This window comes from Citrobacter sp. BIDMC107, from assembly GCF_001037575.1.
Lineage (GTDB): Bacteria > Pseudomonadota > Gammaproteobacteria > Enterobacterales > Enterobacteriaceae > Citrobacter > Citrobacter freundii.
In genome coordinates this window covers 3,957,383-3,969,939 of sequence record NZ_KQ089848.1, presented here as the reverse complement: position 1 = coordinate 3,969,939, position 12,557 = coordinate 3,957,383, and the positions used below count along the sequence as shown (strand labels likewise).

Sequence of the window (12,557 nt, the reverse complement as noted above, 5' to 3'; positions counted from 1 at the left end):
CCTGCCAGGGCCGCCGCATCTTTGCTTTATGGTGAGTCGTTACAGCCGATGCCTGTGTGTTTAGCCCAATTGACCATTCCCTGGAAATCAACAATCACCACGGATTCATCGCCAACCACCCAGGCATCATGGCCTGGAGGAATGCGCGACAGCTCACCGGGCTTACAATCAAATTCGCTGCCATCATCCATTTTTACCCGCAGCACACCGGAAACGTGGTACTGAAAATGAGGGGCTTCGCAACTCTTCGTTCCAGCGATAGGTTGAACTGACGTAGACCACCGCCAGCCTGGTTCCAGGACCGCACGGCCGACGATTGCACCTCCCACATCGAGAAGCTCCAGTCGCCCGTGAGGGAACTCACGAACTTCGTCTGGAAGACCAAATGACTTCACTTCTGCTTTGTCCATTGCGCACCTCCTTAGGTTGATTACGCGCATGGCCGCTCTTAAATTATATCAGCAGCGGTCATTTATTGTACGATTCGTAATCTCAGCCAGGATCGTTGTAAAATAACGGCCTTTAGCTAAACCCTGCAGGCTTACTCAATAAAGTGAATATACGATGAAGAACAGACGTGCACTCTCCCTGATGTGTTTTCAGATGCTGGAATCAGGTGCGGATCGTCGGACCGTGAAAAGAGCCCTGACCTCCCGCCGTGTTAAAGGTCGCCAGGCGGTAGTTCTGCTCTGCAAGCAAGAGATGACTCTGTTGAGGGCCGGGAAACTACCGTTCTCTGATTGATAATTTCCCTTTCTGACCCGCTTATCCACTCTTGCTGTCAAACTTAAAACGTCAGTTCTGCCTCCAGCAGCGCAAGAATGCTCTCAGCATTTTCAGCGGCAAACAACGACTGGCGGAACTGCTTGTTCACCAGCTTGCGCGCCAGCTGCGAGAAGACCTTCACGTGGTTTATGCCTTCATCAGCACCCAGCGTCAGCATGATCACCAGTTCCACATCACCCATATCAGACTGCCAGTCAACGGGCTGCAGAAGCCGGGCAATGCTGATGCTGGAATGGCGGATCCACTGGGATTTCGTGTGCGGAATAGCCACACCGAAGCCGACGGCGGTGGTGACGATCTCTTCGCGCTGCCAGACATCCTCTTCCAGTTCAAACGGATGTTCAGTCCGTCCATTAACGCCAAGATTGCCGCACAGGAACTGGATCACCTGCTCTTTGTTACTCAGAGATTCGCCGACAAAGATGTTCTCCAGCGCCAGCAGCGGACGCACATCTTTCTGCGGTGCAAACTGGTTTAGCAGATCTTCTATCTCCTGAGCGCTACGGCATTCGCAGGCCTGCATGGCGAGCTCACGACATGCCCGACCGTCCAGTTGACGAAGCTGGCTTTTTACCGCCGGAATACGTGGGCTGCTCATGCTCAGCTCGTCCAGCCCGAGGCCCAGAAGCAGCGGTAAATAACGTCCTTCACCGCCCAGTTCGCCGCAAATACCCACCCATTTACCGCGTTCGTGCGCCACGCGAACAATCTGCTGCAACATGCGCAGGAACGACGGCGTAATCGGGTTGTACAGCGGCGAAACGCGCGGGTTATTGCGATCAACGGCGTACAAATACTGGGTCATGTCATTTGAGCCAATACTGAAGAAATCCACCTCATCACAGAAATGGTCGATGATGTAACACACCGAAGGGACTTCAACCATAATCCCCAATGAGATTGTCGGAGCATGACGTAAGCCGTCCGCTTTCAGCGCCACCAACGCTTTTTGCAGTTCGCTTTTTACCCATAAAATCTGGTCGAGGCTGTGCACCATCGGGATCATCAGTTGCGCATTGCCGAAGGTCGCCGCCCGTAAAATCGCGCGCAACTGAGTGCGAAAAAGCCCGGCAAACTCCGGATAAATCCGCACCGCGCGATAGCCCAGGAACGGATTCTCTTCCTGCGGAATATTAAGATAGCGGATGTTCTTATCGCCGCCGATATCCATGGTGCGAAAGATAACCGGCTTGTCGCCCGCGGCCAGTAAGACCTGCTGGTAGGCTTCAAACTGTTCCTGCTCATCAGGTGCGCTGTCGCGGTCCATAAACAGCATTTCAGTACGAAACAGCCCAATCCCTTCCGCACCATTGGCAAACGCTCCCGGCGCTTCCAGCGCGGTACCGATATTCGCTGCAACATCAATACGCTGATTATCTTTGGTCAACGCAGGCTGGGCGGCATCAAGCGCCTGCCGCCGCTGGCATTCATCGGCCAGCTTCTGCGCAATCGCGTAATAGCCGCGAACGGCATCGTCTGGATTGATGGCTAATACCCCACATCGGGCATCCAGTACCGCATGCTGCCCGGAATACCGGTTAATGGCCGCCAGCGGCAAGCCGCTAAGTACCGGAATAGCTGACGCACGGGCAAGGATCAGAGTATGCGAAGTGCGCCCCGTTTTCTCCAGGAGCATGCCAGACAGATGCTGCAAATCGAGGCTTAAAAACTGGCTGGGCGTCAGATCCTCAGCAACCAGAATCGTTGGTTTAGTCAGCACCAGCGTATTGCGCGGTCGTCTTTCAGGCCAGGTGATGTGCAGCAACTGTTCGCTGATATCACGGATATCACTAACGCGTTCGCGCAGGTAATCACTACCGGAGGCCGACAGCTTGTCGCACACCAGCTCCATATTGGCAATGATTGCCGCCCCTAGCCCCAGATGTTGCTCCAGCATTAAGCGGCGAATATTCCCGGCAAACTCGTCATCCTGAATCAGAGACAGATGCGCGCTAAGGATGGTTTTACTCTCGCCGTCGCGCTCGCGCAGCTGCTGATTGAGCTGTTCGGCAAGCGTCGCCAGACTATGCTCCAGCCGGGTATTGTCTTCCGCACTCGCCGCAATCTCACGATAACTTTCCAGGTTATCACTCTGCCAAAGCGTGAGCGTACCTGCTCCCACGCCCCCTGCCAGCACGCTGCCGTACAGCAGGTCCGGGTTGAGGCGAATCAGCGAACGCGGCAACGGGTGCGCCGCCAGTTCCGCCGGGGTCGGCTGAACGCTATCGCTGTCAATAAACCGGTGCTGCAGGTACTCCTCCAGCGCTCGCCGGGCCTGTTCTTCATCGCGACCAGTAATGGTCAGGCTGCAACTGTCGTTAAACAGCGTTCCGGTACCTATCAGCGCCAGCGAGCTTTTCGCATCCGCCCGCGCATTCTGGCGATGATTAATAAATACCACCTCACTTTGCCACTGGCTGCACTGTTCTTTCAGCTCCCACGCCGGACGCGCATGCAGACCATTGGGTAACGGGCAAAGAAATTGAATCGTTAGCATAACAACTCCTGATTAGCGCGAAATCAGCACCTGAAATCCGTCAGATGAGCCACGGTTTCGCACGTAAGATGTGAAATAAGAGCCGACAACAGCTGCTGCGTCTGGATGATGTCCCGGCAGTCGGCAATCGACGCCGCGCAATGTCCATACCGTGTGGCAGGTCCCATGACAACCGTTGGGATCCCTGTGCCGCTTACGTGCACCGCCCCGCCGTCGGTGCCGCCGTTACTGAACATATCGAGCTGCAGGGAAATACCCGCGTCAGCGGCCACGCTTTCAACCCACACCGTCAGCTTTGGCGGTGCAATCAGCGATTTATCGCTCAGCACCAGCATCGGACCTTTGCCGAGCTGCCGATGGTTGGCCACACTGTAATCAAAGTTTTTGGCCCAGCAGGCGGTATCCAGCACAAATGCCACATCCGGTGCGACAACGCGTGCAGCCGTTTGTCCTCCGCGCAGTCCCACTTCTTCACTGGAACTGGCCACCAGCCAGACCTCGCAAGGAAGGATGGCGTTATGCCATTCACGCAGTAGCGCCACCAGCAAATAACATCCAAGACGGTCATCAAAGGCTTTGCCCATGATTCGCTGGTGCGGCAAGACCTGAAAGGTTGTGTCGAATGTGACGCGATCGCCGGGGCGTACGCCGGCCTGGAGTACCTCATCATAAGATCGCGCGCCAATATCTACCCGCAGCGTATTGACCTCATTACCGCAGCGCTCTCCGTCGAGCAGACCGGGAATTTTGCTCTCTTCACGGGTGGTGATCCGCACCGGCTGCAGTTGTCGGGCCGCCATACGCACATTTCCCACCGGCAATACATCGATCGCCCCTTCGCTGGAAATACTACGCACGATAAATCCCACTTCATCCATATGCGCGCAGATCATCGCCTTCGGACCGGTTGATTCATTGAGACGGATCAGCACCGATCCCAGACCATCAAAGCGCACCTCTTTATTAAGACGATCCGCCTCCTCAAGCAGGATCTGCCGCACTTCCTGTTCTGACGAGGCGATCGCGTCCGCCTCGCTCAGCGCCTTTAGTAACGATAAATCCATTACGCCTCTCCCGTGTGTAGCAATGTTTTCGCCATGGTATAGAGCACCTCTCCGCCGTCAGGCGTAACCAGCACAACATCTTCAATACGCACCCCCCCCTGCCCCGGCAGATAAATACCCGGCTCAACGGTGAGCAGCATGCCAGCGACCAGAGGTGTTGTGTCAGCGGGGGAAAAATGTGGATTTTCATGCACTTCAATGCCGATAGCATGTCCGGTGTTGTGACCAAATGCATCGCCATAGCCCGCCTGGGTAATGACCCGCCTGGCTGCGGCGTCTACCTCATTGCATCGCGCACCTGGTCGAATTGCCGCCACCGCGGCACGCTGCGCCGCAAGGACAATCTGGTACACGGCAAACAGCGCGCTTTCTTCCGCTGGCTGGTTCGCATCGGGGATGCGAAAGGTTCGCGTCATATCCGAGCAATAACCCTGATACAGCGCGCCAAAATCCAGCGTGATGAACTCACCCGCCTCAACACGTTTGTCGCTGGCTTTGCCGTGTGGCAGCGCACCGCGCCAGCCGCTGGCGACAATGGTGTCAAAAGAAGCTTTATCTGCGCCGAGCGTGCGCATAAACCACTCCAGTTCAGCGGCAATTTCGCGCTCACTGAGACCGGGTTGAATAAAGCGTCGTATATGTTCCGCGCTGAGATCAGCTATCCGGCAGGCTTCGCGGATGCAGGCTATTTCCTGCGCCGTTTTCACCTGCCGGAGCACATCCGGTACGGCGCTCACCAGTCGGGCGCGCAGTTTGTCCGCCCACGCGTTCGCCGTTTCCCAGCTTACTTGCTCACCTTCGAATCCCACCGTCTGCAGCTTTTCGTGCGCAATAATGTGATTCACCTGCGAAAATAGCGTCTGCGCTCCATCGAGCCGATGGATCTGATAGCCCTGAGTACGCGTGGCAATATCGGTGTAGTAACGGGCATCAACCAGGATATGCGCACTTTCATGGCTGATAAACACAAACCCTGAACTGCTGGAGATCCCCATATGCGGCTGTTTGTTCTGCCGTGATGACAACAGCATCGCGTCGAGTTGTTGCGCCGTTAACCAGTCGCGCAGTGAAGCAAGTAAGCTCATAGTTACAATCCTTTTAATCAGAGGCTTTCAATCAGCAACTTGCCTTTGCGATACATCAGATGGCGAAGGAACACCACCATCAGCGCCGTAATCACCGCACCTAACAGGATCCCCGCCATATAGACGCCGAGGTTAGTCACCAGCGGCCACGCCCAGATAGCGGATTCCGGGAACCACTGCACGGCCCCCAGCCAGACGGCAGCCGTCGACCCAACAATGGCGCCAACCATATAAGAAGGAATTGCGGTGATGGGGCTTTCCAGTGCAAACGGGATCGCCCCTTCGCTGATTCCCATAAATGCGAGGAACATTGCCGTTTTCCCCTGCGGGTAAAGCTGTGCGCTGAACAGGCGTTTGCCGGTTAAGCGACGGTCAATAAGCGTGGCCAGTCCGAGGCCAATCGGCGGAATGACAATCGCAATAGAGCGCGCGGTGACCGGCAGAACGTGATCGGTAGTAAAGCTGAAGGCGACAAAACCTGCGGCTTTATTAATCGGGCCGCCGAGGTCAATCGCCGTTGCCGCGGAAATCCCCATCGCGTACATCAGCGTGCCTTTCTCGCCAGCCGCCGTCAGCAAAGTACGGATCCCGCCGTTAATCCAGCCGCCAAACGGCGTTATCACGTAATACATCGCCAGCATGACGAAAATGGCGGAGAGAATGGGCAGTAAAAAGGTGGTTTTGAATGCCAGCAGGAAATCAGGCAGCTGGATTTTTTGGTTCATCCACTTCACCAGATACCCGGCGACAATCGAGATAATCAGCGCACCAATAAAGGTTGACGGAACCGGAGCACTGGTTACCCATTGCAGCGTTGATGGGTCAAAATTCAGTATTTGTGTCGGCTGAGTAGACATCAGCCCGCCAATGAACCCCGCCGGAAACGCCAGCTTGCCGCCGATGGAGTTGGCGACAAACGCAGCAAACATCGGAATAGCAAAACCAAACAGCACGCCGCCAAAAGATTGCGACAGCCAGGCAAACTTCAGTAATGAGAGATTAAAACCGGTAAATTTTCCGCTGTTCAGCGCATCCATGATGCCAGTGTCAGCAGGAATATCGAGCCAGCTATAGGCGATCAGTTGCGAGAAGGCGAGAATCACCCCGCCCATAATTAACGTCGGCACCATGCGTGAAATACCCGACATCACATGTTGCGGAAGTTCGCCCCAGAAGCTATTGCGGGAGGCCGGTGGATTTTTTATTGCCGCTGCCGCACCAGATGCGCCAGGCACAACGGTTGCACTGCGTTTTTTAATGGCCATATGTAATTCCCTGTCGATGATTATTGTTGTTCAGCGGCAACCATCTCTTCGATCTCTTTAATGATGCCGGCAGCATTTTTTATCGCGTCCTGTAGCGTAATTTCGTAGACATCACGCGACTCAAAACGCTCGTTATCTTCTGGAGTTACGGCAACTGAATGGATGATTAACGTCGCCTCAGCAATATCCTGCGCCGTCAGGCGATTTTGTATTCCGTCAGCACCCTGGGTTTCGATTTTCACTTCATAACCGGCTTCAACCGCGGCTTCTTCCAGCGCCTGAGCTGCCATAAAGGTGTGGGCCAGCCCCATTGGGCACGCGCAGACGGCAATTAATTTTTTACTCATAATCATTTCCTCGTAATAGTTAACGAGTGAAATTATGGTCCGAGGAAAGTAACAACCGTTATCAGACAAATAATGCTTTTACTGGACAAATAATCCAGCAATCAGGAAGTGTGACGAAGGTCGGAAAGGTGGGCGGCAGGCATAAAAAAACCGCGTGATTTACGCGGTTTTGCAGATTTCTGATTGAAGAATTAAAGAATATGGCCCAGCGTCTGACGCAAATGCGCACCTGCGCCAAGTAGTCCAGGATTATCGTGCACAATCAGGTACACCGGAATATCCTGCACGTAGGCTTTAAAACGGCCTTTATCTTCAAAACCACCGCGGAAGCCTGAAGCCTTAAAGAAGTCGAGGAAGCGCGGTACGATACCACCGGCGATGTACACACCGCCAAACGTCCCAAGGGTTAACGCCAGATCGCCACCAAAACGCCCCATAATGACGCAGAACAGCGACAGCGCCCGACGACAGTCAATGCAGGAATCTTCCAGCGCCCGTGCGGTGATATCCTTCGGCTGCAGATTTTCCGGCAACCGCCCGTCTGATTTGACGATGGCGCGATACAGATTCACCAGCCCCGGACCGGACAGCACACGTTCTGCGGAAACATGGCCAATTTCGGCGCGCAGGACTTCAAGGATAATTCCTTCTTCTTCGCTGTTAGGCGCAAAATCTACATGACCGCCTTCACCGGGCAGGCTTACCCAGCGTTTGTCCACATGCACCAGATGCGCCACGCCGAGCCCGGTTCCTGCGCCATAGACGGCTATCGGTTTACCTTCAACAGGTTCCGCGCCACCAAACTGGATCAAATGCTCTTTTTTCAGCATCGGGATCGCCATCGACACGGCGGTGAAATCATTGATGATTTCCAGATGGCTAAAGCCCAGATTTTTTTTCATCTCAGCAATAGAGAATGCCCAGGTATGGTTGGTCATTGCCACCCAGTCGCCAGTAATCGGACAGGCAATGGCAATGCAGCCATCTTCGACGCTGACGCTATGCTCATCCAGGTACACGCGCACCACGGCTTCCAGACTGGGGTAATCAAGCCCGGAATAGGTTTTTGCCTGCGAAATCTCGCCGCTGGCAATATCGCACAGAGCAAGACGCGCGTTGGTGCCGCCAACATCCCCTACTAAAGCATATTTTGTCATTCTTCCACTGCTCCGCTAAAGTCAGATTAAATCTTTGCCACACTGTAAATTCATGGGGACATAACAACAACGGTCTGAAGGCTGATGCCCGTGGAAAATCGATCCAGATCACACAATTACTTTATCGTTTCAGCACCATTTGCAGCGATGTCGTCAGGCAGGCTGTGCAAACTATGTCTATGACTCTGTTTTAAGGAATAGAAAATGCTCCATCCGCGAGCCAGAACGATGCTCTTGCTATCAACCCCAGCGCTAATCATTGGCATAGCGTCCAGCCTGGTGTTGATCGTTGTGATGAAAGTGGCTTCCGTTTTACAGCAGTTTTTGTGGGAACGTCTGCCTGTTAGCATCGGTATAGCCTAGGACTCTCCGGTCTGGATTATCGGTATGCTGACGCTCACGGGGATCATGGTCGGGTTAGTTATCCGTTACAGCCATGGTCACGCAGGTCCGGATCCGGCCTGTGAACCGTTAATTGGTATGCCGGTGCCAACGTCAGCACTACCGGGCCTGCTGGCAGCGCTAATCCTTGGCCTCGCGGGTGGCGTCAGTCTGGGTCCGGAACACCCCATCATGACCGTAAATATCGCTCTGGCAGTGGCACTTGGTAGCCGCATGTTTCCCCGCATTGCGAAACTGGACTGGACCATTCTCGCCTCTGCCGGCACCATCGGCGCGCTATTTGGCACCCCCGTTGCCGCTGCGCTGATATTTTCGCAAACGCTGAATAGCTCAAACGATGTGCCCTTGTGGGATCGCCTGTTCGCGCCGTTAATGGCCGCGGCCGCGGGTTCGCTAACCACCAGCCTGTTTTTTCACCCCCATTTTTCACTGCCCATCGCGCACTACACGCAGATGCACTTGATCGATATCCTCAGCGGCGCGGTTGTTGCCGCAATCGCTATTGCTGCCGGAATGGTAGCCGTCTGGTGTCTGCCACGTTTGCACCATTTAATGCATCGATTAAAACACCCGGTACTGATCCTCGGGGCAGGCGGTTTTATCCTTGGAATTTTGGGTGTTATCGGCGGGCCGCTTACCTTGTTTAAGGGACTGGACGAAATGCAGCAGATGGCGTTTAGCCAAACGCTGGGGACATCGGATTATTTCATGCTCGCCGTAATTAAGCTGGCGGCGTTAGTAGTTGCGGCAGCGAGTGGTTTTCGCGGAGGGCGAATATTCCCGGCGGTATTCGTTGGTGTCGCCTTGGGTCTGATGCTGCACGCCCATGTTGAAGCGGTGCCGGCTGCCATCACGGTTTCTTGCTCTATCCTCGGGCTGGTGCTGGTCGTCACCCGCGACGCCTGGCTGAGCCTGTTTATGGCAGCAGTGGTGGTACCAGATACCACCCTGCTGCCGCTGCTGTGCATCGTCATGCTGCCCGCCTGGCTGCTGCTGGCAGGCAAGCCGTTGATGGTCGCTGAACGCCCTGATAAATAGCTATCCGCCGTTGCGAGATTCCAGCGCACGGGTCACCGTGCGCAATAATTCAGGAAGATCGGCTTTCGGTAGCACTACCTCAATTAACGACAATCGTTGCGGATGGGACAGCCTGGCCAAAACTTCCTCCAGCTGTACCGCCTGCCTCACCCGCCAGCATTCCGCCTGGCATTCACGACTAAACGCCTGCGGCACCAACGTCCAGCTCCAGGCGGCGATATCGTTATAGCGCTGATTTGCCCCGTGTATGGCCCGCTCCACGGTATAGCCGTCATTGTTGAGGAGTAAAATAACGGGTGATTGCCCGTCTCTGAGCATGGAGCCCAGCTCCTGAATGGTGAGCTGCGCCGCGCCATCGCCAATAATCAGGATCACCCGACGGTCCGGACAGGCCGTTTGCGCGCCGAATGCCGCCGGTAGCGCGTAGCCAATAGATCCCCACAACGGTTGAACCAGTACTTCCGCCCCGCAAGGTAATGAGAGCGCAGCCGCGCCAAAGGCGGCGGTTCCCTGATCGACGAGGATAATGTCATTAGGCGCCAGATACTGCTGCACCGTATGCCAGAAGTTTTCCTGCGTCAGAGGCCCCTTCTCAACCTGAATGCGCGCAACTGGCGGACGTTCTGGCGGCAGTGAAAACGACATTTCCAGACACAGCTCCCGCAATGTGGTGACCGCCTGCTCCATCGGGATGTTAAACCAGCTGGTTCCAATCCGTGAGGCATGTGGCTGAACCTCAATGGTGCGCTCCTGCGGTAGCTGTTGCGTAAACCCGGCGGTCAGGGTGTCGACAAATTGTGTGCCGACACAAAATATCGTGTCGGCATCTTCGATAGCCAGACGAACATAATCGCTACTGGCTCCGGCACTGTATGTGCCAACAAACGCCGGATGACGTTCATCGAACAGCCCTTTGCCCATCAACAACGTGGCGTGGGCCATCGGCGTTTCCGCCATCCAGCGCTGTAAAACCGGCTGCAGACCAAAACGTAGCGCGAGAAAGTCCGCGAGCAGCGCGACGCGCGGGCTGTCCAACAATCGTTCACGGGCATGGTAGCGAAACGCTTCTGCCACACTGCTCTCCGGCTCGCTCAGAGGAACAATCAGGATGTCATTCGGTGGTGTGGCGGGCTGTTTTGCCACATCAGCAGGTAACATCAGATAGCCCGGTCTGCGTTCGATGAGCATTGCTCGCAACACGCGGTCAATTTCATAACAGGCGTTTTGTTCATCCAGTACCGCGCTCGCCGTCGTCACCGCCTGCTGCATACGGTAAAAATGTTGAAAGTCACCATCACCCAGCGTGTGATGCATCAACTCCCCACGACGCTGTGCACCGCGACAGGGCGCGCCAACAATATGCAAAACAGGAACATATTCCGCATAACTTCCTGCGATACCGTTAATCGCACTTAACTCGCCCACACCAAACGTGGTGAGCAGCGCCCCTACCCCAGAGACCCGTGCATAGCCATCTGCCGCATAAGCCGCATTCAACTCGTTCGCACACCCGACCCAACATACGTTGGGATGTTCAATCACGTGGTCAAGAAACTGCAAATTATAATCGCCTGGCACACCAAAGAGATGGCCGACGCCACAGCCTGCCAGCCTGTCCAGCAGATAATCAGCAACGGAATACGGGGTTTGCATGACAGCTATCCTTCTGACGGTAACCTCATGTTGAGTATCGAAGAACTGTGATGACTGTCCAGGAAAGTCGCTGTGAAGGGGTGGAAAGCAGGATTTACAGTTTTGGCGGTAAAAATTCATTGAAGAATAGACGGTGTAACCGTATACACTGAAACACACACGCATTGTGGAAGGGGGTGACATGGTTTATCACGCAGATGACAATCGTTATCAGACAATGGAGTACCGCCGCTGCGGTCAGAGCGGCCTTAAACTGCCGATTGTCTCGCTGGGTTTGTGGCACAATTTTGGCGATACCACACAGGTCGAAAACAGTCGGGCATTATTACAGCGCGCATTCGATCTGGGGATCAACCATTTTGATCTGGCAAATAACTATGGTCCACCGCCGGGTTCGGCAGAACGGAATTTTGGTCGGATCCTGCAGGAAGATTTTTTACCGTGGCGAGATGAGCTTATTATCTCCACTAAAGCGGGCTACACCATGTGGGAAGGTCCCTACGGTGACTGGGGTTCACGCAAATATCTGATTGCCAGTCTCGATCAAAGCCTGAAGCGCCTGGGACTGGAGTATGTCGATATTTTCTACCACCATCGCCCCGACCCTGAAACACCGCTCAAAGAAACCATGCGCGCACTGGATCACATCGTCCGTCAGGGCAAAGCCCTGTACGTCGGGTTGTCTAACTATCCAGCAGATCTTGCCAGGCAGGCGATTGAAATACTCGACGATTTAGGTACGCCATGCCTTATTCACCAGCCCAAATATTCCATGTTTGAACGTTGGGTCGAAGGCGGTCTGCTGTCGTTGTTACAGGAAAAAGGCGTCGGCAGTATCGCCTTTTCACCGCTGGCAGGCGGGCAGTTAACCGACCGCTACCTGAACGGCATTCCTGCGGACTCTCGTGCGGCAAGCGGCAGCCGTTTCCTGAACCCGGATCAAATTACGCCAGAGAAACTGGAGAAGGTGCGGGCGCTGAATGCGCTGGCAGAACGACGCGGGCAAAAGCTTTCCCAGATGGCGCTGGCATGGGTGTTACGGGATGACAAAGTCACGTCAGTGCTGATTGGCGCGAGTAAAACGGCGCAGATTGAAGACGCTGTCGGCATGCTGGCAAACCGTCACTTTACGTCTGAAGAGTGCGCGGAGATTGATGCTATCCTGAGTTGATTGAAATAAAGACACATTTATTAACAAAAAGTGCTCTCACTTACGATTTAAGAGTTAAGGCGATGAAACGGGGCTTTACTGCCCCGTAATAT

Annotated in this window: 10 protein-coding genes and 1 pseudogene; 3 read left to right on the top strand and 8 right to left on the bottom strand. The window is 54.6% G+C overall.

Annotated elements, in window-relative coordinates:
- Positions 1 to 26: 26 nt before the first annotated feature.
- On the bottom strand, positions 27 to 410 hold the full coding sequence (locus SK39_RS18425; RefSeq protein WP_032936527.1) for a cupin domain-containing protein: 384 nt from the start codon (positions 408 to 410) through the stop codon (positions 27 to 29).
- Positions 411 to 564: 154 nt separating this feature from the next.
- Here SK39_RS18425 and SK39_RS26200 point away from each other — a divergent pair, with 154 nt between their 5' ends.
- Positions 565 to 744, top strand: coding sequence for a hypothetical protein (locus SK39_RS26200; RefSeq protein ID WP_071524306.1), 180 nt, complete (start codon positions 565 to 567; stop codon positions 742 to 744).
- A gap of 43 nt (positions 745 to 787) precedes the next feature.
- Here the strand turns inward: SK39_RS26200 and ptsP are convergent, their stop codons facing one another.
- The 6 genes from ptsP to glk all read right to left on the bottom strand — a co-directional run bounded on the left by ptsP (position 788) and on the right by glk (position 8,201).
- Positions 788 to 3,283, bottom strand: a complete 2,496-nt coding sequence (gene ptsP / locus SK39_RS18420) for a phosphoenolpyruvate--protein phosphotransferase (RefSeq protein ID WP_048217293.1) — start codon at positions 3,281 to 3,283, stop codon at positions 788 to 790.
- 23 nt (positions 3,284 to 3,306) lie between these two features.
- A complete protein-coding gene (ypdE, locus tag SK39_RS18415; protein ID WP_032936518.1) occupies positions 3,307 to 4,347 on the bottom strand; it encodes an aminopeptidase in 1,041 nt (346 codons plus the stop codon).
- Complete coding sequence (gene ypdF, locus SK39_RS18410; RefSeq protein WP_032936516.1) at positions 4,347 to 5,432, bottom strand: aminopeptidase; 1,086 nt, start codon at positions 5,430 to 5,432, stop codon at positions 4,347 to 4,349. Before ypdF ends, ypdE begins: the two co-directional genes overlap by 1 nt.
- A gap of 17 nt (positions 5,433 to 5,449) precedes the next feature.
- Positions 5,450 to 6,697, bottom strand: coding sequence for a PTS fructose transporter subunit IIC (locus tag SK39_RS18405; RefSeq protein WP_003028252.1), 1,248 nt, complete (start codon positions 6,695 to 6,697; stop codon positions 5,450 to 5,452).
- A 20-nt stretch (positions 6,698 to 6,717) separates the two neighbouring features.
- The gene (locus SK39_RS18400) at positions 6,718 to 7,044 is read right to left on the bottom strand and encodes a PTS fructose transporter subunit IIB (RefSeq protein WP_003028254.1); all 327 of its coding nucleotides are present in this window, start codon (positions 7,042 to 7,044) and stop codon (positions 6,718 to 6,720) included.
- Between the two features lie 191 nt (positions 7,045 to 7,235).
- Positions 7,236 to 8,201, bottom strand: coding sequence for a glucokinase (gene glk / locus SK39_RS18395; protein ID WP_003028256.1), 966 nt, complete (start codon positions 8,199 to 8,201; stop codon positions 7,236 to 7,238).
- Between the two features lie 204 nt (positions 8,202 to 8,405).
- Here glk and SK39_RS18390 point away from each other — a divergent pair.
- Positions 8,406 to 9,641 (top strand): annotated as a pseudogene (locus tag SK39_RS18390) (ion channel protein).
- Here the strand turns inward: SK39_RS18390 and SK39_RS18385 are convergent.
- Positions 9,642 to 11,294, bottom strand: coding sequence for an alpha-keto acid decarboxylase family protein (locus SK39_RS18385; protein ID WP_046670122.1), 1,653 nt, complete (start codon positions 11,292 to 11,294; stop codon positions 9,642 to 9,644).
- Between the two features lie 181 nt (positions 11,295 to 11,475).
- Between SK39_RS18385 and mgrA the strand changes: the two genes are divergently transcribed.
- The gene (gene mgrA, locus SK39_RS18380; RefSeq protein ID WP_048217292.1) at positions 11,476 to 12,465 is read left to right on the top strand and encodes an L-glyceraldehyde 3-phosphate reductase; all 990 of its coding nucleotides are present in this window, start codon (positions 11,476 to 11,478) and stop codon (positions 12,463 to 12,465) included.
- The last annotated feature ends 92 nt before the right edge of the window (positions 12,466 to 12,557 follow it).